The organism is Streptomyces sp. SJL17-4 (assembly GCF_036826855.1).
In the GTDB taxonomy this organism is placed as follows: domain Bacteria; phylum Actinomycetota; class Actinomycetes; order Streptomycetales; family Streptomycetaceae; genus Streptomyces.
The window spans coordinates 1,014,695-1,035,523 of the sequence record NZ_CP104578.1 but is presented as its reverse complement, the minus strand read 5'-3'; the positions used below and the strand labels follow the sequence as shown (position 1 = coordinate 1,035,523).

Below are 20,829 nucleotides of genomic sequence, written 5' to 3'. Positions count from 1 at the left end.
GGTGGGCTTCGCCATCGGCGCCTGGGCCATCCCGCTCGCCATGTGGTGGCTGCCGCGCCGCATCACCCTCGACATCCACCGGGCCGGCGGCCCGCCCCGCGACGCCTGGCCGGTCAACGCCTGGTGGTTCGTCCGGCTCGCCGACGGCCCGCTCTCGGTCGCCTTCCACTTCCTGGTCCTCGACCACTTCGACCACCGCAACCCGGTCGACCAGAGCCTCGACATCCTCTGCGCGATCCTCGCGATCGCGGTCATCCGCCGGGTGACCGCCGCGCAGCCCGCCGGCCCCCTGCCGTACTTCAACATGACCTGAGCCCCGGCCCCCCGCCGGGGGACCGGGGCCACACGGTCAGCCGAGCGGGGTGAAGTCGAGGGTGAAGGCGGCCGGAGCCGCGTCGAGCCGGTACTCCGGCAGCACCCCCGGCCCGCAGGACTGGGAGCCGATGCCGTGCTGGGCGTGGTCCAGGTGCAGCCACAGGGTGTCGCCCGGCGCCAGCTCGCCGGGGTGGGCGGCCGCGTCCAGCTGCTCGGTGGTCCAGCGGCGGGCGGTGAACGCGAACGCCGGGTCGCCCTCCACCCGTACACCCGCCGCCGGGGAGGTCAGCTCCACCCACCGCGTGTCGATCCGGGCCCCGTTCTCCTGGGGACGCAGATACGGGGTGTGGAGCGCGTCCGCGGTCGTCTCCCAGCGACCGAGCCGCGCCGCCTCCCGGGTGTCGGGGTACGCCTCGCCCGGCCCCGCGCCGTACCAGACCACCCGGTCCAGCGCGGCCGGCAGACCGAGCCGGAGCCCGAGCCGGGGGAGCGGCACCCGCCAGTCGCCCTCGGGCACCACCTCGACGTCGAGCCGCAGCGCGGTGCCGTCCGAGGACCAGCGGTACGTGGTGCGGAGCCCGACGTCCGACGCGGCGGGCGCGACCCGCGTCCGTACGGTCAACGCCGCGTCGTCCGCCACGACTTCGTCCGTACGGTGCCGCATCCGGTGCAGTCCGAGCTCGCGCCAGAGCGGGCCGTGGCGCTCGTCGGGCTGCCAGGGCGCGCCCTCGTCGTTGTCGGTCGGCGCCCGCCAGACGTCGAGACGCGGGCCGGCGGTGACGGGGAGGGAGCCCAGGGCCAGGAGGAGACCGGTCCGGGCGTCGAAGACGCCGGGACCGAGCGTGGTCCGTCCGTCCGTGCGCGTCGGGCGCACGGGGGGCCGGGGAGCGCGGCGGATCGGTTCGGTGGCCGGGATCTGTCCCCAGGCGATCTCGTGCCCGGCCGGCGCCCACGCCGTGTCGTGGGCGAGCAACGCCCGTACCGTCCATACGGTTTCCGTCCCGACGGGGTGCGCGGGCGCTGCGGGAAGCACGACCCGGGTGCTCGCGCCGGCGGCGAGCGCGGGCACCTCCAGGGTGCCGGTGGTGAGGGTCTCCCCGTCGACCAGGAAGGACCAGGTGAAGGTCAGATGCGTGAGGTCGGCGACGTCATGGCCGTTGGTCACCAGGACCGTGCCGGCTCCTCCGTCGGCGATGCGGACCGGCTCGACGACCTTCTTGTACTCCAGGAGCCCGGGCGACGGCGTCCGGTCGGGGAAGAGCAGTCCGTCACAGACGAAGTTGCCGTCGTGCAGCTCCTCCCCGAAGTCGCCGCCGTAGCCGTACCCGTGGACCGGATGGGCGAGGCCGTGGTCGATCCACTCCCAGACGAAGCCGCCCTGGCAGCGCTCGTACGTCTCGAAGAGCCGCTGGTAGTCGGCGAGTCCGCCGGGGCCGTTGCCCATCGCGTGGGCGTACTCGCAGAGGATGAAGGGGAGTCGGGCACGGGCCTCGGGTCCTTCGTCGGCCCGGCGGCCGATCTCCTCGACCTCGGCGTGCGGCGGGTACATCCGGGAGTAGACGTCGGTGTCCGCGCAGGAACGGTCGCCCTCGTAGTGGACCGGCCGGGACGGGTCCCGGTCGCGGATCCACCGCGCCATCGCGGTCAGACCCGCCCCGGTGCCGCACTCGTTGCCCAGCGACCACATCATCACCGACGGATGGTTCTTGTCCCGCTCGACCAGCCGGGCCGCCCGGTCGAGCAGCGCCGGGGTCCAGCGCGGGTCGTCGACCGGATTGCCCTCCCAGGCCAGTTCCTCGAAGCCGTGGGTCTCCAGGTCGCCCTCGTCGATCACCCAGAGCCCGTACGTGTCGCAGAGGTCGAGGAAGGCGGGGTGGGGCGGATAGTGGGAGGTGCGGACGGCGTTGATGTTGTGCCGCTTCATCAGCTCGACGTCCTGCCGCATGGTGGCGAGGTCCAGGCTGCGACCGTGCTCCGGGTGGAACTCGTGCCGGTTCACGCCCCGGAAGAGCACTCGGCGCCCGTTCACCGTCATGACACCGTTCTCGACGGCCACCGTCCGGAAGCCGACGCGCAGCGGGACCCGCTCCCCGCCGGCCGCGAGCTCGGCCTCGTACAGGCGGGGGACCTCGGCGCTCCACGGCTCGACCGGCACCGTGACCGCCTCGCCGGTGGCGAGGTCGAGGCCGAGCTCGGGGACGGTCACCCGGCCCGGCACGTCGCACTCCACCCGCAGGGTGCCGGTGCCGGTGACGTGGTCGTACGAGGCATGGGTGAAGAAGTCGCCGGGCGCGCCCTCCGGCCGGTGCAGCAGGGTCACGTCACGGAAGACACCCGGCAGCCACCACTGGTCCTGGTCCTCCAGATAGGAACCGGAGGACCACTGGTGGACGCGGAGGGCGAGGACGTTGTCGCGGGCCTTCAGGAGGTGTCCGACGGCGAACTCGTGGGCGAGACGCGAGCCCTTGAACTCGCCCAGCTCCGTGCCGTTCAGCCAGACCCGGGCGCAGGACTCGACCCCGTCGAGACGGAGCACCGCCCCGCCGGACGCCGGCCAGTCGGTGGGCAGGTCGAAGCGGCGCAGATGGTCGCCGGTCGGGTTCTCGGTGGGGACGCGGGGCGGATCGACGGGGAAGGGATAGCGGACATTGGTGTACGCGGGGCCGCCGTACGGCCCGGGCACCCCCCTCTCCTTGCCCTGGAGCACCCAGTGCCCCGGGACCGCCACCGTCCCCCAGGCGCCCGCGTCGAACTCCGGCGCGGCGAAGGACTCGTCCTCGGCGTCGGCGCTGGGGGAGAGGCGGAACGCCCAATCGCCGTTCAGGGAGAGGGCGGCGGCGTCGGAGCGGGAGTACCAGGCGCGCGGCGGGAGCGTGCCGCGGCCTGGGGAGACGTCTTCGTACCAGGGCAGGGCGGACATGGTCCTCCTGTCGGAAAGAGGGAGGGAAAGGGGAGACCAGAGGTTCAGAAAGCGCTTGCTGGCCGGAGTCCATCCCATCGCGCGGAACGCCCCCGCACAACCCCGCCCGCCCGGCCGACCCTTGGACTCTTCGCGGCCCACCTGGACAGCTCGACGAGCGGCCGCTTAGGGTCGGGGTCCGAATCATCGACGGGCGCCGTTCGCCCGGAACACCGGGAACAGCCGAGGAGCGCGCACGTGGTCACCCTCGCCGATGTCGCCCGCCACGCCGGGGTGTCTGCCAGCACCGTCAGCTACGTGCTCAGCGGCAAACGCTCCATATCCGCCCCCACCCGCGAGCGGATCCAGCACAGCATCGACACCCTCGGCTACCGGCCGCACGCCGGCGCCCGCGCCCTCGCCAGCAGCCGCACCGACATCCTCGCCCTGATGATGCCGCTCCGCACCGGCCTCTACGTGCCGGTCATGATGGAGATCGCGATGGCCGTCACCACCACGGCCCGCTCCCACGGCTACGACGTCCTGCTGCTCACCGGCGAGGAGGGCCCCGAGGCCGTCCGCCGCGTCGAGGGCAGCGCCATCGCCGACGGCATGATCGTCATGGACGTCGGACTCGACGACCCCCGGCTTCCCTGCCTCCAGCAGGCCGAGCGGCCCGCCGTTCTCATCGGCCTCCCCACCGAATCCGCGGCAGCCGCCGACACCACCGGACTCGACTGCGTCGACCTCGACTTCGAGGCCGCCGGAGCGCGCTGCGTCGAGCACCTCGCCGGCCTCGGCCACACCCGCGTCGCCGTCCTCGGCGAACCGCCCGCCGTCTACGAGCGGGGTACGGGCTTCGCGGCGCGCACCCTCACCGGACTGCGCGCCGCCGCCGACACCCACGGAGTCGGCCTGCTCCACCGGCCCGTCGACGGCACCTACGCGGCCGTCGCCGCCGCCGTCACCCGCGTCTTCGAGGAACGCCCGGGCACCACGGCCCTCGTCGTCCAGAACGAGGCCGCCGTCGAGCCGCTGCTCGCGCTGCTTCGCCACCACGGCCGCGCCGTGCCCGAGGACGTCTCCGTCGTCGCCATCTGCCCCGACCAGGTCGCCGTCCACGCCTCCGTACCCCTCACCGCCGTCTCCGTACCCGCCCAGGAGATGGGCCGCCTCGCCGTCGAACGGCTCGTCGGACGCCTCGCCGGGGAGACGACCCGGGGCACCGAGCTCATCCCGCCGCTGCTGACCGCGCGCGCGAGCACCGGCCCTGCCCCGTCCGGCCCCGCCCCCAGCGGCCCCGCCGCCGGGTCCGCCCTGCCGGGACCCCGCGTGTCCGGCTCCACTCCCACCGAGGACCGTCGTGGCCACGGCGGACACTGAGACCACCGAGACCGAGGACAGTGCGGCGGAGTTCCGGGCGTTCTTCGAGCGTCACTACGCCGAACTCGCCCGTCTCGCCCATCTGCTGACGGGCGAGACCGACGCAGCCGACGACCTCGCCGCCGACGCCATGCTCGCGCTCTGGCACCGCTGGGACCGGGTCCGCGCCGCCGACCACCCCACCGCCTACGCCCGGGGTGTCGTCACCAACCTCGTCCGCACCCGGATCCGCGGCACCGTCCGCGAGCGGCGCCGCATCGCCGCCTTCTGGGACCGGCGCCCCGACCACACCGAGGACCCGGACGTGCCCGCCGTCGTCGACGTGCGGACGGCGCTGCGCGCCCTGCCGTTCCGCAAGCGCGCCTGCGTCGTGCTCCGGCACGCCTTCGACCTCTCCGAACGCGACACCGCTCTCGCGCTCGGCGTCTCGGTCGGTACGGTCAAGAGCCAGACCGCCAAGGGCATGGCCGAGCTCCAGCGGCTGCTCGGCTCCCAGGCCACCACCGAACTCGCCGCGGGGTGGCGCTGATGGACGAGACACAGCTCCGCCGCGAGCTGCGGGAGGCGGCGCTCGCGCACCGGCCCGACCACGCCCGCATGCTCGCCCGGGTGGAACGCGGCCTGGCCGCACCCGACCCCGCGACCCGGCCACCCCGGCCGGCGAGCCGCTGGAGCGGCCGCCGCTGGACGGCGGTCGTGTCCGTGGCCGCGGCCGTAGCGGGGGTCGTCGGCCTCGGCGGTCTCGCGGCGACCTCACTCGGCGACCGGCCCGCCGCGCCCGCCACGACGCTCCCCGCGCCCGGCCCGAGCGCACGGGCGACCGCGACGATCGACCCCGGCAGCAACCGCTGGTGGGCCCAGAGCGACCTCGGTCTGACGACGGACACCCCCGTCACCGGCCTCACCGTCGAGCTGAGGATCGTCCGCACCCCCGGCGTCGTGAGCACGGGCCACTGGCGCACCCGCCCCGCCGAGGACTTCACCGCGACGGTGACCGAGGAGGGCCGGGAGCTGGTCTACCGCTGGGCGCTCAAGCCGGGCCGGACGGTCCCGCCGGGTCCCCATGTCTTCGCCGGCCAGTACAACCACGCCGAAGGCGTACGGGACGCCTCGGCCGACACGTACACCGTCGTCCTGACGGGCCCGGACGGCGGCCGTTCCACCCTGCGTGGCGACTTCGGGACGACGGCGCGGGGTCGGTGACCCACGCGCGACGCGCGCCCCTGCCGCTCCGGATCACACACCCGTCGTGGAGCCGGGGCGGACGATCATCAGGACGACGACGACCGCCCAGATGACGTTGAACATGCCGGTGGTCATGGAGAGCCGGGACGCCGTCGGCCGCGCCTCCGCCTGCGTGGACGCGCCCTCGGCCAGGGCGAGCAGTCGCCGCTGTGCCGGTAGGACGGCCAGGCCGAGGAGGGCCGCGGCGACCGTGGTCAGCGCCATCGACACGATCAGCCAGGCATCGGTCAGCACGCCGAGCTGGATGGCGGTGGCCATCCCGAAGACCGGGACGACGACACCGGCGACGGCGTAACCGCAGCAGACGCGGTGGAGAAGCAGGGCCGTCCCCGTCCCTTCGGAGCGGCCGTCCTCTGCCCCGCCGCCGCAGGCCCGCAGCGCGTAGCGCGGGAACATCGAGGCGGCCACGGTGACCGATCCGACCGTGACGATCGCCACCAGGACGTGGACGGACAACAGGAATTCGGTCACGGCGCATGCCTCCGGCACAAGGAATCGATGAACTGGCTGCCAATAGGTTGGCTGCCAATAGGTTGGCTACCAATACATACACTGCCTACAGCTCTCTTGTGTAGGCTGCCTACCCATGAAGGCGGATGCGGTGCGAGGGCACCTGGACGGACTGCTGCTCGCGGTGCTCGAACCGGGCCCGCTGCACGGCTACGCGATCATCGCCGCGGTCCAGAGCCGCAGCGGGGGCGCGCTCGAACTGCGTACGGGCACGATCTACCCGGCACTGAACCGGCTGGAGCGGCTCGGGCTCCTGAGCAGCAGTTGGCAGTCCTCGGGCGAGCGACGGCGGCGCTGCTACGAGCTCACCGAAGCAGGCCGGCACACGCTCGCCGGCGAGCGGACGGCGTGGAACGAGTTCACCGCCGCGATCGGCTCGGTCCTGAACCCCACCACACCGCCCGGGCTCGCCACGTGAACGCCCCTACCCCTACCCCTACTCCTGGCACCGCCACCGATCCCGCCACCGACCCCCTCGCGGAGTACGTCGCCGACCTGACCGGCGCCCTGCGCGGGCCGGCCAAGGCCAAGGCCCGGATGATCGAGGAGATCCGCGACGGACTCGCGGACACGACGGACGCCCACGTCGAGCGGGGCGTCCCCCACGGGGAAGCGATCGGCGCGGCGGTGCGGGAGTTCGGGACCGTCGAGGAACTCGTGCCGAGCTGCCAGCGGGAGCTGACCCTCGCCCAGGCCCGGCACACCGCCCGGGCGGTGGCGCTCACCGCGCCCTTCCTGATCGCCTGCTGGTACCTCGCGGGGACCCCCGGTCACGACCAGGCGGGGCTGATTCCCCGTACCGCGCGGCTCCTCGCCGTGCATCTGGCCGGAGTCTCGATCGCCGCCACGCTGCTCGCCGCCGTGGCACTGGCCGTCACCGGCACTCTCGCCCGGCGGCTGCCCACACCGCCTCGGCTGCCGCTCGTGGTCGCCTGGACCGGGACCACCGCCGGCGCCGCCATGGCGGTCACGACGCTCGCGCTGGCCACCGCCTCCGCCCTCGCCACGAACTGGCCGCTGCTCGCCTTCGCGGGTGCGCTCGCGGCCGCCTCCCACGCGGTCGTCGCGACCTCGGCCCGCGCCTGCCGTCGCTGCGCCCGCCTCCCGGTCTCCGGGACACCGGGACTCGGCTGACGATCGGCCTCGGACGATCGGCCTCGTACGGGGGGCAACCCTTCTCCGGCCGGCGGCGACCTAGGAACAACCGGGAGCCGCCCCGTATCCCCCGTTCCGAAGGAGCCGCACGCCGATGCGCTCGTACGACGCCGCAGGAAACCCCCTCCACCGCACCCCCGAACAGCCACTCCGCCGCCGCACCCTCCTCGGGGCCGCCGTCGCCGGTACGGCCACCGTCGCCGCCGGCGGCCTCGGGCCCGGCACGGCCGGCGCGGCGGCCACCGCGTTCGGCTGGAGCGACGACGGCAGCCAGTACGTCGTCGACACCGGCGCCGGACTGGTCTTCAAGGTCTCCAAGTCGACCGGCGACCTCACCTCCCTCGTCTACAAGGGCAAGGAGTACGAGGGGTACGGCGGCAAGCACTCGCACGTCGAGTCCGGTCTCGGCGCCTCCACCGTCACCCTGAAGCAGACCGGCTCCACCGTCCTGATCACCGTCGTCCACGGCACCCTCCGCCACTACCTCGCGGCCCGCTCCGGACGGAACAACGTCTACCTGTGGACCGACAAGGCCGACACGTCCTTCACGGCCACCCGCTTCATCGCCCGCCTCAGGCCCGGCATCTTCCCCAACGAGGGCCCCGACTCCTGGGTCGAGGGCGCCGACACCGTCATCGAGGCCGGCGACGTCTGGCGGCGGGCCGACGGCCACACCCGCTCCAAGCACTACTCCGGGGTCCGCGTCATGGACTACGACCACATCGGCTACACCACCGGAAGCGTCGGCCTCTGGATGATCCGCTCCAACCACGAGAAGGCCTCGGGCGGCCCCTTCTACCGCTCGCTGCTCCGCCACTCCAACGAACTCGGCGTCGGGCTCTACGAGATCCTCCACTACAACCAGTCCCAGACCGAGGCCATGCGCTTCGGCCTCCAGGGCCCCTACCTGCTCGCCTTCACCGACGGAGGCACCCCGGACCCGGCCCTGACCGCCGCGAACCACGACACCTCGTGGGTGGACGGCCTCGGCATCCCCGGCTGGGTCGGCGCGGCCGGCCGCGGCCGGGTCGCGGGCGTCGGACTCCAGGGCATGGCCGCGGGCCACGCGTACACCGTCGGCTTCGCCAACGCCGAGGCCCAGTACTGGGCCCGCGCCGCCGCCGGAACCGGCGCCTACTCCTGCCGGGGCATGCTCCCCGGTACGTACACCCTCACCGTGTACAAGGGCGAACTCGCCGTCCACACCGGCACGGTGACGGTCACCGCCGGCGCCGCCACCGCCCTCCACACCATCACCCTCACCAACGACCCGAGCACCGCCCCAGCCCTCTGGCGGATCGGCGACTGGGACGGCACCCCCGGCGGGTTCAAGAACGCCGCCCTCATGACGTACGCCCACCCCGCCGACGTCCGGGCCGCGCCCTGGACCGGGAACGTCGTCCTCGACGGCGGCGACGTGTCCGCCTCCTTCCCCTGCTACCTGTGGAAGGGCGTCAACGACGGCGTCCTCGTGTACTTCCGGCTGACCGCCGCCCAGGCCGCCGCCGCCCACACTCTGCGCATCGGCGTCACCACGGCCTTCCTCAACGGGCGCCCCCAGGTGACCGTCAACGACTGGGCCTCCACGATCCCCTCACCGCCCACCCAGCCGTCGACCCGGTCGCTGACCAACGGCTCCTACCGGGGGAACAACCACACCTTCAGCTACGTCGTCCCGGCGAGCGCCTGGAAGACCGACCCGAGCCAGTACAACGTGCTCAAGCTGAACGTCGTGAGTGGCTCCTCCGGGACCGGATTCCTGAGCCCGGGGACGGCGATCGACTGCGTCGACCTGCTGGTCTGAGCGCACGCGTACGGGGAGGACCGAGAGGCCCTCCCCGTACGCGCGGTGACGGTCCGTCAGTTCATCGTCGACCCGATCGTCGTCGATCCGGTGGTGAGGAAGGACGTCGCCGGGAGCGACCCGTCCGCCTTCCGCGCCCCGTACGCGCTAGCCGGATCGGTGGACAGGAACGCCGGAGTCGCGATCCCGGAATCCCAGTTGTTGCCCGCCGAGACGACCGACGAGCCCGCGCTCACCGAGCCGGTGCCGTTGGAGACGGCGAGGTTCTTGCCCAGGCGGGCCGCGCCCGTCGCGAAGTAGTAACCCTTCTTGCCGTTGGCGTACGACGTCGTGCGGTTGATCTGGATCGCGCCCTTGTTACTGTTCTCGGTGAAGCCGTTGCCCGCGTTGTCCCAGGCGGCCGAGTTGTTGACGACGTGCGCGACGACCTCGCCGTCCCCGCCGAGCTTGTAGCCGTTGCCGTCGCCCGCGAAGGCCGTGTCCGACCAGCGGTTGCGCCCGTTGCCGTACGCCCAGCTGTGCTCCATCGTCAGCGGGCTCGACCAGGACCACAGGTCGACGCCGTCGTCCGAGTTGTTGTACAGACGTGCCCCGGTGATCAGGTTCCCGGTGCCCGAGCCGAACTTCACGGCCAGGCCGTCGGCGTTCTCCCCGTGGTTGGCGGCGTCGTAGTGGCCGTACGAGTCCAGGTTCCGGACGGTGTTGTTGTTGGTGTCGGCCCCGGTGAGGGTGAACCCCGAGTCGCCGCCGTTGATCGTCCTGATCCGGTCCCAGGTCGTGCCCGTGCACGAGGTGCAGACGACCGCGCTGTCCGGGGAGTTCTGGAAGGTCAGGTCGGCGACCGACCAGTGGTCGGCGGTCAGCTTGAAGATCCAGGAACCGGCCGGCAGCTGGGATCCGTCGATCTTCACCGTCTCGGAGCCGTAGGGCCGCAGCTGGATGCGGCTCGCGGCGGTGCCGTTGGCCGTGGACTGGAGGGTGGCGGTCGGGTAGTAGGTGCCGCCGCGGATCTGGATGACGGTGCCGGGGGTGGCGTTCTTCACGGCGGTGGCCAGGTCGGCCGCGGTCGAGACGGTGACGGTGGCGGCCTGGGCGGGGCTCGCCAGGACGCCGAGGCCGGCGGTGGCGGCCAGGACGGTGAGGGCGAGGAAGGTGCTCCTGGTGCGTGCGGTACGAGACATGACGTGCGGGTCCTCTCGTGTGCGGTGGGGGGAAGCGGATTCTTCCGCCGGGGAGTTCAGCCGCAGGGCGGGCGTGGGTTCCAGTCGGCGAGATACGCCGACCGGGTCGCGGACGCGGCCCCGGCGGCCCCGAGCTGAGGGCGGTTCTCCGGGACCGTGATCCGGGCACCCGGGCCGGAGTTGCGGTGCTCGGCGAAGCGCTGGTCCTGCCACGGGTAGGCCTCGCGCATGTTCGCGTACGGCGCGACCGCGTCGATCCCCGGGCCGAGGACGCTGTCCCGGACCACCAGCGACGGCCAGGCCGTGGGGTCCGATCCGGGCACCCAGGGCCGCGCCAGCTTGTAGTAGCCGTCCGGGGCCTCGCTGGTGACCCGGCAGCGGGAGGCGAGGAACCCGTACGGGTTCTCCCGGGCCGTGGACGGGGCGAGGACGAAGCCGTGGGGGGCCGCCGCCAGATCGGGGCGGAGCAGGGTACGGAAGTGGCAGTGCTCGAAGACGGCGGTGGCCCGGCCGAAGACGAAGTCGACGTCACCCTCCACGTAACAGTGCGCGAAGTACTGGCGGGCGAAGGCCGTCAGGGCCATGGAATCGGCGTACAGGGTGTCCTGGTGGCCGAGGAAGCGGCAGTGGAAGAACGCCGAACGGTCGCCCTGCACCTTGAGCGCGACGGCCTGGGTGCCGGGGTTGCCGGGGAGGTCGGTGCGGAGGAAGTCGTTGGCGAAGGTGACGCCGTGGGCGGTGAAGCCGGCCGCCTGGACGGTGGTGGTCGCGGACCCGGTGGTGCCGTAGGTGCCGCCCTCGGGGCGCGGCGTCCCGGCGGCGTTGGCGTACACGACGACGACGTCCCGGGGGTCGCCGCTCGCGCCGATCCAGGTCATGTCCGTACGGGCGGAGCTCACGGCGACCGTCTCCCGGTACGTGCCCGGGGCGAGCACCAGGGTCCAGCCGGTGCCGCTCGCGGCGGTGACCGCGGCCTGGACGGTGGTGTGGTCGCCGAGGCCGCCCGGGTGGACGTACAGCGTCCGCTCGGTGAGCCGGCGCGCGGGCGAACCGAACCGGCCGAAGGGGTGGGTGTGCGAGGGAGCGGCGGCCGAGGCGGGGGCCGCGGGCAGCGCGAGCGCGAGTGCCGCTCCGGCGGCGCCCAGGAGCAGGGAGCGACGTCCTGGGACGGCTCCGGCTCCGGTGGGGTGCGAAGGCATGGCGGGGGTCCTCCTGGAAGCGGGTGGGGGCTCAGCAGGAGCGGCCGGCGCCCGCGCGGTGGTCGACGAGGGCGGGCACGGCCCTCGGGTGGTCGACCCGGGTGCGCAGGACGGGGGTCCAGCCCGCGTCGGCCCGCAGCAGTTCCTCGGGGAACTGGGTGTTGTGCACGGCGAGGAGGTCGACCGGCTTGCCGTTCACGTAGTTGCCCACGGTGGTGACCGGCGCGTCCTTCCACTTCTTCAGGATCTTCCCGGCGGGTACGCCCTCGGCGAGCGTGAACGCGTTCTTCTCCGCGAAGAGCTGGGACTCCTGCCCGATGCCGAGGCTGTACGCGTACGTCGAACTCGGCACGACGAAGTGGTTGTTGTACGCGTCGACCTGCCCGAAGCGGACCCGCGGCGCCCGCTCGATCACGTTCTCGAAGAGGTTGTGGTGCAGGGTGACCCGCAGCTTGCCCCGGTCGGTGGCGCCCGCGCTGTCGCTGTTGCCGATCATGAGGGTCTTGTCGTGGTCGGTGAAGACGTTCCACGAGACCGTGACGAGGTCCGCGCCCCGGACGACGTCCAGCTCGCCGTCGTGCTGCTGGTAGACCTCGCCGTAGTACGAGGGCAGCGAACTGTCCGGGTGGGCCCCGTCGGTGAAGGTGTTGTGGTCGATCCAGACATGGGTGGAGCCGTACACGACCAGGCTGTCGTACTCGGAGTTCCACGCCCCGGTCGCGCCGTCCGTCGGGTCCCACTGCGGGAAGCAGTCGAGCGGGCTCTCCATCGTGAGGTTGCGGACCACGACGTTGTCGACGCCCTGGACCTGGAGGCTGCCGCCGGTGATCCCGGCGTCCTTGCCGACACCGGTGATCGTGGTGTTCGCCGGGACCTTGACCTTGATGGCCTGGCCCTGGGCGGTCGCGGACGCCGCCCGCAGATCCTCCTGGGGGCCGCTGACCTCGTTCTCGTACCCCCAGACGGCGGGGTCGTAGTCGGCGAGGTAGCGGGCGAAGTCGTAGCCGGGGGCCTCGAAGGCGGCGCAGCCGGCGGCGGTGGCGTTCAGCGTGCCCACGACCTTGACGATCCTGGGCTCGGTGCCGGGCACGGCCAGCGCGTCACGGAACTCCTCCCAGGTGGTGACGGTGAAGACCCGGGAGGCGTCGGCGGCGGCCCCGCCGCTGGTTCCGGTGCCCTCGGACGCCCAGCCGTCACCGGCCGGCAGCGTGGCGCGGGCGGGGTCGGCGCCGGGGCGCGGGGCGGCGTGGGCACCGGCCGCGGGGGCGGTCACCGTCAGGGTGAGGGCGGTCGCGGCCACCACTCCAAGGCGCGTGCGTCGGTTCACGATCGGCTCTCCTGGAACTCGGAAGCGGTAGGGGAGGGTTCGGGCCAGGTGATCAGGTCGGCGGGTACGTCGTCGTCCACGCGACGGGTCTCGCGCGGGGCGAGCACATGGGTGCGGAGCAGCTCGGCGGTGGCCAGCCGGGCCACCTCGATCGCGCCCGGCGGGTTGAAGTGGGTGTTGTCCTGCTCGGTCGCGGTCCAGTTGAAGTACGTCTTCGTGGCCTCGGGGCCGAGCCGCTGCCACAGGGCCAGCGACAGCGCCTCGATGTCGAGGAGCGGGACGTCCGACGCGCGGGCGGTCTCCCGCATCGCCGCCGGGTACGCGCCGAGGGTCCGCAGCGCGGTGCCGTCCACGTCGAACCTGCGGCGCTCGACGGAGGTGGCGAGGACGGGGAGGGCGCCCCGGGACCGCGCGCCCTCGACGAAGACGCGCAGGTTGTCCTGGTAGGTGCTCCACGGCTCGGTGTAGCGGGTCGGGTCGGCGACCTTCTGGTCGTTGTGGCCGAACTGGATCAGGAGCAGGTCGCCGGGGCGCAGCGCGGCCAGGATCGCGTCGAGCCGTCCCTCGTCGAGGAAGCTCTTGGTGCTGCGCCCGTTGACGGCGTGGTTGGCGACCCGCACGCCGCGGTGGAGGAAGAAGGGGAGGGCCATGCCCCAGCCGGTCTCGGGCGCGGCGTCGGCGTACTTCTGGGCGGCGGTGGAGTCGCCGGCGATGAAGAGGGTGCGCATACGGGGGTGTCCTTGGGAACGGGCCGGGGGAGCCCCGGCCAGGGCGAGCGCGAGGCCCGCCCCGGCCGTGACCACCGCGCGGCGGCCGACGCTCACGGGTTCTGCTGCTTCCACTCGGCCTGCGCCGTGTTCAGCTGCTCGGCCAGGTGGTCGAGGAACTCCTTGGCGGTGGACGTTCCGAGCAGGACCTTCTGGAAGCCCGGCTCGTTCTCGGCCTTGGAGATCGTGTTCCAGTCCGGCAGGTAGTACGGCAGCTCAACGATCGTGGCCTTGCCGCTGAAGAGGACCTCGGCGCCGAGCTTCGTCGGCTCCGCCTCCTGGAGCCACGGGTCCTGGGCGGCCTCCGTGTTGGCCGGGATGGCGCCGGCCGACTTGTTCCACTTGCTGTTGGAGGCGTGCGAGGCCGCGAACTCGATGAACTTCCAGGCCGCGGCCTTGTTCTTGCTGGAGGAGAAGAGCCCGAGGCCGTCGACCGGGTTGGAGACCTGCACCCGGGTGCCGTCGTCGAGGGTCGGGTTGGGGATGCCCCGGAACTTCTCCGTACCGAGGGCCTTCACGTGGTCCTGGTACGAGCCGAGGTTGTGGTTCAGCATGCCGATCTCGCCGCTGTCCCACTGCGCGACCATCTTGGTGAAGTCGTTGTTGACGTCGGCGGCCGGCGTCGTCTTCTTGAACAGGCCGGCGTACTTCTCGAGCGCGGCCACGTTCTTGGGATCGTTGACAGTGGTCTTGTCACCGTTCCAGAAGCTCGTGATGCCGCTCTGGCCGTACATGGCGTCCAGGGCCTGGGCGATGGAGCCCGCGCCGCCGCGGATCGTGTAGCCGAAGCGGTTCTTGTCGATCGCGGTGAGCTTCTCGGCCGCTGCGTAGAACTTCGACCAGGTGGTGGGCTCCTGCAGGCCGGCCGCCTTGAACAGATCGGTGCGGTAGTACAGCACGCCGTTGCTCGCCGAGGTCGGGACGGTGAACAGCTTGCCCTGCCCGCCCGCCGACTTCACGCTCGCGACCATGCCGGCGTTGAGCTTGCCCTTGAGCGCGCTGTCCTCGATCCGGGCGTCCAGCGGCTCCAGGGCGTTCTGCGCGGCGATGCCGGCGAGCATCGCCGCGCCGACGCCGCCGACGTCCGGCAGACCGTCGCCCTGGATCGCGGTGTCGTACTTCGACTGGACCTCCTTGGAGGCGATCCCGACGTACTCGACGTCGATGTCGGGGTTCGCCTTCTCGAAGTCCGCGATGATCTCCTTCCAGACGTCGGTGCGGACACCGCCGTTGTTGTCCCAGAAGGTGATCTTTCCCTTGCCCGATCCCTCGGTGCCCTTGTCGCCGCCCGCGCCGCTGCCGTCGTCACCGCAGGCGGTGGCGGTCAGGGCGAGGACGGAGGACAGGGCGAGGGCGAGGGCGGCTCTGCGCCGTCCGCCGGGGAAGATGGTCATCGTCGGCTCTCTTCTCTCGGGGTGTTGCGGGGACTACGGGGATGGGGTGTGGGGGAGTTCGGGGCGGGGCGCCCCGGTGGGGCGCCCCGGGTGATGCCGCTCAGGCGGCGGTGACGCGGAAGTCGGAGAACACGGCCGTCCCGGCGTGTCCCGCGCCTTCCGGCGCCCCGGCGAACAGGCCGAGCAGCGCGCCGACCCAGCGCCAGGGCGTGGCGGCGAATTCCGGACCGAGCCGGACCGGACCGAGCCGGACCGGACCTGGCGGGACCGGACTCGGCGGGACCGGACTCGGCGGGACCGGACTCGGCTGGATCGGACCTGGCCGGTCCGGATCGCCGTCGGAACCCGGGGTGTCGTACGAGAAGCGGCAGCGTGCGTCCGCCCTGACCTCGATCCGGAGCAGGACCCGGTCCCCGGTCACCGGCCGGGAACGGGCCGCGTCCCGTTCGTGGTCCGCGTTCGCCGGGGCGAAGCGGTGGACGAGGCGGGCCGTGCCGTCCGGCGCACGCTCCAGACCGATCCACGCGTACGCGTCGCCCAGGACGACGAGCCCCGCGCGGGCTCCGGGCGCCACCGCGTCGAGCCGCAGCCCGACCTCGACGACCACGGCCCCGGCGGGCAGCCGCTGGGTGAGGACGTGCGGCACGCCGCGGAGGTCGTCGAGCCGGTCCGACCGCACACAGCCGAGCCGCAGCCCGTCGCCCGTGTGCTGACTGGCCCAGCCCTCGCCCGGGTTGGCGGTCCACTGCCACTGCCGGCCGAACCGGCCGCCGGGAAACGTGTCGTCCACGGCCGGCCGCGCGGGCGGCTGCTCCGGCAGGTCCGGCTTGCGGTGCACCCGGACGGGGGCGCCCTCGTCGCCGAGCACGGGCCAGCCGTCCCTGTCCCAGCGCATCGGCTGGAGGTGGACGAGCCGGCCGTGCGCGCCCGACTGCTGGAAGTGCAGGAACCAGTCCTCGCCCCGCTGGGTGCGCACCCAGCCGCCCTGGTGCGGGCCGTTGACGTCGGTGTCGCCCTGCGCGAGGACGATCCGTTCCTCGTAGGGGCCGAAGAAGGACCGCGACCGGAACGCGCCCTGCCAGCCGGTGGCCACACCGCCGGCCGGGGCGAAGATCCAGAACCAGCCGTCGTGCCGGTAGAGCTTCGGGCCCTCCAGGGTGAACCAGCCCGGGAGCCGGTCGGCGTCCACGAGGACCCGGCCCTCGTCCAGGACCTTCGTCCCGTCCGGGCTCATCCGGTGCCCGGTGAGCCGGTTGTTGAAGCCGGCACGGGACTTGGCCCAGGCGTGCACCAGATACGCCTCGCCCGACTCCTCGTCCCACAGCGGGCAGGCGTCGATCAGACCCCGGCCGGCCTTCACCAGGTGCGGGGCCGTCCACGGCCCGCGCACGGAAGGGGCGTTGACCTGGAAGATCCCGTGGTCGGGGTCACCCCAGAAGATCCAGAACCGGCCGTCGTGGTGCCGGAACGAGGGCGCCCAGACCCCGCGGTCGTGCCGGGGCACGGTGAACGCGGCGGCCGGTTCGAGCCGCTCCAGGGCGTGGCCGACGAGCGTCCAGTTGACCAGGTCCCGGGAGTGCAGGAGCGGCAGGCCGGGTGCGCGGCCGAAGCTGGACGCCGTCAGGTGGTAGTCCTCGCCCACCCGGACCACGTCGGGATCGGACCAGTCGGCGGCGAGCACCGGATTCCGGTACGTACCGTCACCGAGGTCCCCCGTCGGCGGGGCGCCACCGGCCCCCGTCACGACGTCACGGCCTTGCGGACCAGGGCCGCGGCCCCGTCCCGGTCGAGGCGCCCGTCGGCCACGACGGTCACGACCCGCCGTACGAAGGTCTCCCCGGCGGGCACCGGAAGCCGCTCGTCGTGGGCGAGCGAGGAACCGACCCCCGGATACTCGGCCGCGCGCACGAACCACGGATCCTCGCGGGTCCGGGCCGTCGCCCCCGCGAACACCAGGGTCCAGCCGTCTCCCGCGAGCGCCACCCAGTCCGCGCGGACCCCGTGCACCGACTCCTCGCCGTCGGCCTCCGCCCCGAACGCCAGGGGAGCCGTCGCCTCCTTCGGTGCCCGCCAGAAGAAGCCGCCGTACGCGGCGCCCGGCCGGCCGTTCGTCGCGGGGCTGCCGACCGACAGGTCCCGCCCGGACACGTTGGTGAGGGAGAAGGTGAGGTCGAGCGCCCAGGCCGTTTCGGTGAGGGCGGTGGCCGCCACCGTCCGGTGCTCGCGGAGCAGCCGCTCACCCCCGGCCGTCCAGGTCAGCTCCTCCACGAAGCCGTCCGGGTCGCACAGCTTGAACCCGTCGTGTCGCTGCACCCCGTGGTTGTCGAGCTCGACCGACCCCCGGCCGCGGACGAAGGTGCGCCCGCCCCAGAAGTTGTGGCCGGCGACGTCGGGCACGGCGACGCCCACGCCGAGGTGGTGCGGATGGTCCTCGGGCACGGTCTCGGTCACCGGGTGGCCGGCGAGGGTCGTGACCGGGTGGAGGTACGGCCGAGGGGAGTGGTCGGGGGCGAGATCGGGCCGGGTCGTGTAGCGGGCGACGGCGCGACCCGCGCAGCGCAGGACCGTCGGGGACTCGGGGGTCATCGGACCTCCGCCCGGGTCGACGGGGCCCAGGAGGCGCCGAGTTCGGAGAACAGCCTGAGCCCGTCGGCGCTGGCATCGACCAGGGCGTCGACGCCGTCGACGACCCGGCGCGGCGCGCTCTCGCCGGGCTCGGTGTGCCAGTGCGCCGCGGGTATCGCCAGCGGGTCGGGAGCCGTCCGTACGGCCTCGACGACCCGCATGAACGCCCCGGTGGCCGCCGGCGGCACCCACAGCGGCTCTCCGTCGGTGACGTGGGCGACGAGGTTCTCCAGGAGGTCGGTACGGCCGTACTCGGTCTCCACCGGGCCGTGCCCGGCGCGCTGCACGAGCACCCGGTCCTGCCGGTACCAGAAGGTGATCCTGCCCTGGGTGCCGTGGACGATGACGTACGGCTCCGACGACCGCTCCGCGCAGAGCGTCGCCGCGACCGTGACCTGGGTGCCGGCCGAGGTGACGACCCGTACCGCCGAGGTGTCGTCGGACTCGATGGCGTGGGCGTGCAGCAGCTCGGTCTCGATGTGCTCGACGTCCTCGGCGCGGGTGGAGCCGGAGAGCGCGAGCGCCGTCGCGACGGCGTGGGCGAGGGGGTTGGTGAGCGCCCCGTCGACGACGTCGGCCCCGCCGAGCCGTCGGTGGCCCGCCCAGGGGGCACGCCGGAAGTAGGCCTCGTCGCGGACCCAGGCCCCTGCCGCGCCGACGCCCAGGAGTTCGCCGATCGCGCCCTCCATGACCATCCGGCGGATCGCGGGCACCGCGTGCGACCCCAGCGACTGGAAGCCGATCTGGCAGGCCACCCCGGCCGCCGCCACGCCGTCGGCCATCCGGCGGAACTCCGCGTACGAGGGGGCGGGCGGCTTCTCCAGGAGGATGTGCGCCCCGTGCCGGGCGGCGGCGAGCGTCATGTCGGTGTGGGTCTGGATGGGGGTGCTGAGCACGGCGATCCGGGCGCCGGTGGAGGCGAGGAGCGCCTCGAAGTCGGCGGACTGCTCGGGCTCCCCGATCCCGTCGAGCTCGGCCGCGTCGAGCGGGCGCAGCTCGCAGACCCCGGCGAGCCGGACGAGTCCGCGCTCTTCGAGCCGACGGATGTTGAGGAGGTGGCTGCGGCCGTGGCCGCGGGCGCCGGCCAGGACGACCGGCAGGGGGGACGGTGCGCTGTTCATGTCGTTCCTGTTCGTGCGTGCCGAGCGTGCTGCGGGGCTCATCCCTTCACCGCCCCGGCGCTGAATCCGGTGACCAGCCACTTCTGGATGAAGCCGAAGACGATGACGACGGGAACGGCGGCGATGACCCCGCCGGCGGCGAGCGCGCCGAGGTCGACGCTGTCGGCGCCCATGAGGGTGTTGAGGCCGACCGGGATCGTCTGCTTGTCCTGGCTGCTGAGGAACATCAGGGCGAAGAGGAAGTGGTTCCAGGCGTGTACGAAGGCGAAGGAGCCGACGGCGACCAGACCGGGCCGGAGCAGCGGGAGGACGACGATCCGGAAGGCGGAGAAGCGGTTGCAGCCGTCCACCCAGGCGGCCTCCTCCAGGGAGTACGGCACGTTCCTGATGAAGCCGCTGATGAGGATCATCGACAGCGGGAGCTGGAAGACGGTCTCGGCGATGATCACACTCCCCAGGGAATTGATCATCTTCAGTTCGGCGAAGATCTGGAACAGCGGGACGAGGAGCAGGGCGCCCGGCACGAACTGCGAGCAGAGCAGGGCCAGCATGAAGCCCTTCTTGATCCTGAAGTCGAAGCGGGCCAGCGCGTAACCGCCGGCGAGGGCGACGACGGTGGTGCTGATGAGCACCGCGACCCCGATGAGCAGGCTGTTCTGGAAGAAGACGCCGAAGCTCCGCTCGTTCCAGACCTTCTCGAAGTGCGCGGTCGTCATCGGCCAGGGCAGCAGCGACGTGGAGCCGGCCGGGCGTACGGCGAAGAGCAGGATCCAGTAGAAGGGGACGAGGGTGAAGAGGAGGTAGATCCCGAGGGGCAGATAGATCTGCCAGCGGGGCACCTCGTCCCACGCCCTGTGCCTGGCGCGGGCGGTGGCGGGCGGCGTCCGGTCGGGGGGCGGTGGTGCCTGCGCGGCCCCGGGGGCGGGGGTGGCGGTCAGGGTGGACTCGGCTGTCACTTGCCGTCGCCTCCGAACTTGCTCAGGCGCAGATAGACCATCGAGCAGAAGAGAAGGATCACGAACGCCACCGTGGTGAGGGCGGAGGCGTATCCGAAGTTGTGGGCGTCGACGCTGGTGTGGGCGATGTACAGCGGCAGCGTGGTCGTCTCGCCCGCGGGGCCGCCGCCGGTCAGCGTGTACAGCAGGTCGACGTTGTTGAACTCCCAGACCGCGCGCAGCAGTGTGGAGAGGACGATCGCGTCCCGGATGTGCGGCAGGGTGATGTGGACGAACTGCCGGACCCGGCCCGCCCCGTCGACCTCGGCCGCCTCGTACAGGTCCTTCGGTACGGACTGGAGGTCGGCCAGGATGAGGATGGCGAAGAAGGGCACCCCGCGCCAGAGATCGGCGACGATCGCCGCGGGGAACACGGTCGAGGTGTCGGAGAGCCAGGACGTGCCGTACGTACCGAGGCCCAGGTCCGCGAGATAACGGCTGATCCCGGTCTGGGAGTTGTAGAGCAGCACCCAGATCGCGGAGGTGAGCACGCCCGAGACGGCCCAGGGGGAGAAGACCAGGGCCCGGCCGAGGGCGCGCCCGACGAAGGTCTGGTTCACGATGAGCGCGAGCGCGAGACCGAAGAGGAGCTGGAGCGTCACCTCGACGACGACCCATTTGAGGCTGAAGGTCAGCGTCCCCCAGAACCGGGGGTCGTCCGTGAAGATCCGGGTGAAGTTGTCGAGTCCCGCGAAGCCGTTCCGCCAGGGTTTCGTGGGGTTGTAGTGCTGGAGGCTGTAGTAGAAGACGCTGATCACCGGGTAGGCGATGAAGCCCAGCATCAGCAGACCGGCGGGGGCGATCAGCAGGTACGGCAGTCGGCGGGGGGTCGCTCCCGTGCGACTACGGCGCCGTGCCGTGGCGGCTTGGGGCGGTGGGGTCACAGCTGAGGCCATGACGGCGGCTCCG

19 protein-coding genes are annotated in these 20,829 nt (G+C 72.6%); 7 read left to right on the top strand and 12 right to left on the bottom strand.

All coding sequences use genetic code 11. The features are described 5' to 3' along the window. Position 1: 1 nt before the first annotated feature. Complete coding sequence (locus N5875_RS04455) at positions 2–313, top strand: hypothetical protein (protein ID WP_338491975.1); 312 nt, start codon at positions 2–4, stop codon at positions 311–313. Between the two features lie 36 nt (positions 314–349). Here the strand turns inward: N5875_RS04455 and N5875_RS04450 are convergent, their stop codons facing one another. Next, the gene (locus N5875_RS04450; protein ID WP_338491973.1) at positions 350–3,235 is read right to left on the bottom strand and encodes a glycoside hydrolase family 2 TIM barrel-domain containing protein; all 2,886 of its coding nucleotides are present in this window, start codon (positions 3,233–3,235) and stop codon (positions 350–352) included. 237 nt (positions 3,236–3,472) lie between these two features. Between N5875_RS04450 and N5875_RS04445 the strand changes: the two genes are divergently transcribed. From N5875_RS04445 to N5875_RS04435, 3 genes are read left to right on the top strand one after another with little or no spacing between them, the layout of a single operon-like run. Beyond that, positions 3,473–4,597, top strand: a complete 1,125-nt coding sequence (locus N5875_RS04445; RefSeq protein ID WP_338491971.1) for a LacI family DNA-binding transcriptional regulator — start codon at positions 3,473–3,475, stop codon at positions 4,595–4,597. Further along, positions 4,578–5,126, top strand: coding sequence for a SigE family RNA polymerase sigma factor (locus N5875_RS04440; protein WP_318209331.1), 549 nt, complete (start codon positions 4,578–4,580; stop codon positions 5,124–5,126). The genes N5875_RS04445 and N5875_RS04440 overlap by 20 nt, the downstream gene beginning before the upstream one ends. After that, positions 5,126–5,800: a hypothetical protein gene (locus N5875_RS04435; protein WP_338491969.1), complete on the top strand. Its 675-nt coding sequence runs from the start codon at positions 5,126–5,128 to the stop codon at positions 5,798–5,800. The genes N5875_RS04440 and N5875_RS04435 overlap by 1 nt, the downstream gene beginning before the upstream one ends. Positions 5,801–5,833: 33 nt before the next feature. On the opposite strand, the gene N5875_RS04430 is transcribed toward N5875_RS04435, so the two are convergent. After that, positions 5,834–6,313 carry a hypothetical protein gene (locus tag N5875_RS04430; protein WP_338491967.1) on the bottom strand — a complete coding sequence of 160 codons (480 nt, stop codon included), beginning with the start codon at positions 6,311–6,313 and terminating at the stop codon, positions 5,834–5,836. Between the two features lie 115 nt (positions 6,314–6,428). Here N5875_RS04430 and N5875_RS04425 point away from each other — a divergent pair, with 115 nt between their 5' ends. From N5875_RS04425 to N5875_RS04415, 3 genes are all read left to right on the top strand, one after another. Next, positions 6,429–6,770 carry a helix-turn-helix transcriptional regulator gene (locus N5875_RS04425; protein WP_338491965.1) on the top strand — a complete coding sequence of 114 codons (342 nt, stop codon included), beginning with the start codon at positions 6,429–6,431 and terminating at the stop codon, positions 6,768–6,770. Beyond that, the gene (locus N5875_RS04420) at positions 6,767–7,486 is read left to right on the top strand and encodes a permease prefix domain 1-containing protein (RefSeq protein ID WP_318209327.1); all 720 of its coding nucleotides are present in this window, start codon (positions 6,767–6,769) and stop codon (positions 7,484–7,486) included. Before N5875_RS04425 ends, N5875_RS04420 begins: the two co-directional genes overlap by 4 nt. A gap of 115 nt (positions 7,487–7,601) precedes the next feature. Further along, entirely contained in the window at positions 7,602–9,311 is a 1,710-nt protein-coding gene (locus tag N5875_RS04415; RefSeq protein WP_338491963.1) for a rhamnogalacturonan lyase B N-terminal domain-containing protein, read from the top strand. A gap of 56 nt (positions 9,312–9,367) precedes the next feature. Here the strand turns inward: N5875_RS04415 and N5875_RS04410 are convergent, their stop codons facing one another. From N5875_RS04410 to N5875_RS04365, 10 genes are all read right to left on the bottom strand, one after another. Further along, positions 9,368–10,492, bottom strand: a complete 1,125-nt coding sequence (locus N5875_RS04410) for a right-handed parallel beta-helix repeat-containing protein (protein WP_318209325.1) — start codon at positions 10,490–10,492, stop codon at positions 9,368–9,370. A 56-nt stretch (positions 10,493–10,548) separates the two neighbouring features. Beyond that, entirely contained in the window at positions 10,549–11,691 is a 1,143-nt protein-coding gene (locus N5875_RS04405) for a pectinesterase family protein (protein ID WP_318209324.1), read from the bottom strand. Between the two features lie 31 nt (positions 11,692–11,722). Continuing rightward, positions 11,723–13,018: a polysaccharide lyase family 1 protein gene (locus N5875_RS04400; RefSeq protein WP_338491961.1), complete on the bottom strand. Its 1,296-nt coding sequence runs from the start codon at positions 13,016–13,018 to the stop codon at positions 11,723–11,725. Beyond that, positions 13,015–13,842, bottom strand: coding sequence for a rhamnogalacturonan acetylesterase (locus N5875_RS04395; RefSeq protein ID WP_338491960.1), 828 nt, complete (start codon positions 13,840–13,842; stop codon positions 13,015–13,017). Before N5875_RS04395 ends, N5875_RS04400 begins: the two co-directional genes overlap by 4 nt. Then, complete coding sequence (locus tag N5875_RS04390) at positions 13,839–15,179, bottom strand: sugar ABC transporter substrate-binding protein (RefSeq protein ID WP_318209321.1); 1,341 nt, start codon at positions 15,177–15,179, stop codon at positions 13,839–13,841. The genes N5875_RS04395 and N5875_RS04390 overlap by 4 nt, the downstream gene beginning before the upstream one ends. Positions 15,180–15,279: 100 nt before the next feature. Beyond that, positions 15,280–16,923 (bottom strand): family 43 glycosylhydrolase, encoded by a 1,644-nt coding sequence (locus tag N5875_RS04385; protein WP_338491959.1) that lies wholly within the window; start codon positions 16,921–16,923, stop codon positions 15,280–15,282. Further along, complete coding sequence (locus N5875_RS04380) at positions 16,920–17,765, bottom strand: PmoA family protein (protein ID WP_338491956.1); 846 nt, start codon at positions 17,763–17,765, stop codon at positions 16,920–16,922. Before N5875_RS04380 ends, N5875_RS04385 begins: the two co-directional genes overlap by 4 nt. After that, entirely contained in the window at positions 17,762–18,925 is a 1,164-nt protein-coding gene (locus N5875_RS04375; RefSeq protein WP_338491954.1) for a Gfo/Idh/MocA family oxidoreductase, read from the bottom strand. Before N5875_RS04375 ends, N5875_RS04380 begins: the two co-directional genes overlap by 4 nt. Before the next feature lie 38 nt (positions 18,926–18,963). Next, positions 18,964–19,881 carry a carbohydrate ABC transporter permease gene (locus N5875_RS04370; protein ID WP_318209317.1) on the bottom strand — a complete coding sequence of 306 codons (918 nt, stop codon included), beginning with the start codon at positions 19,879–19,881 and terminating at the stop codon, positions 18,964–18,966. Beyond that, positions 19,878–20,816, bottom strand: coding sequence for a sugar ABC transporter permease (locus N5875_RS04365; protein WP_318209316.1), 939 nt, complete (start codon positions 20,814–20,816; stop codon positions 19,878–19,880). Before N5875_RS04365 ends, N5875_RS04370 begins: the two co-directional genes overlap by 4 nt. Positions 20,817–20,829: the final 13 nt, after the last annotated feature.

Excerpts from the sequence above, each read along its gene's own strand:
- N5875_RS04450 (WP_338491973.1), bottom strand. The coding sequence starts at position 3,235 with ATGTCCGCCCTGCCCTGGTACGAAGACGTCTCCCCAGGCCGCGGCACG.
- N5875_RS04435 (WP_338491969.1), top strand. The coding sequence starts at position 5,126 with ATGGACGAGACACAGCTCCGCCGCGAGCTGCGGGAGGCGGCGCTCGCG.
- N5875_RS04425 (WP_338491965.1), top strand. The coding sequence starts at position 6,429 with ATGAAGGCGGATGCGGTGCGAGGGCACCTGGACGGACTGCTGCTCGCG.
- N5875_RS04415 (WP_338491963.1), top strand. The coding sequence starts at position 7,602 with ATGCGCTCGTACGACGCCGCAGGAAACCCCCTCCACCGCACCCCCGAA.
- N5875_RS04410 (WP_318209325.1), bottom strand. The coding sequence starts at position 10,492 with ATGTCTCGTACCGCACGCACCAGGAGCACCTTCCTCGCCCTCACCGTC.
- N5875_RS04405 (WP_318209324.1), bottom strand. The coding sequence starts at position 11,691 with ATGCCTTCGCACCCCACCGGAGCCGGAGCCGTCCCAGGACGTCGCTCC.
- N5875_RS04390 (WP_318209321.1), bottom strand. The coding sequence starts at position 15,179 with ATGACCATCTTCCCCGGCGGACGGCGCAGAGCCGCCCTCGCCCTCGCC.
- N5875_RS04380 (WP_338491956.1), bottom strand. The coding sequence starts at position 17,765 with ATGACCCCCGAGTCCCCGACGGTCCTGCGCTGCGCGGGTCGCGCCGTC.
- N5875_RS04375 (WP_338491954.1), bottom strand. The coding sequence starts at position 18,925 with ATGAACAGCGCACCGTCCCCCCTGCCGGTCGTCCTGGCCGGCGCCCGC.
- N5875_RS04365 (WP_318209316.1), bottom strand. The coding sequence starts at position 20,816 with ATGGCCTCAGCTGTGACCCCACCGCCCCAAGCCGCCACGGCACGGCGC.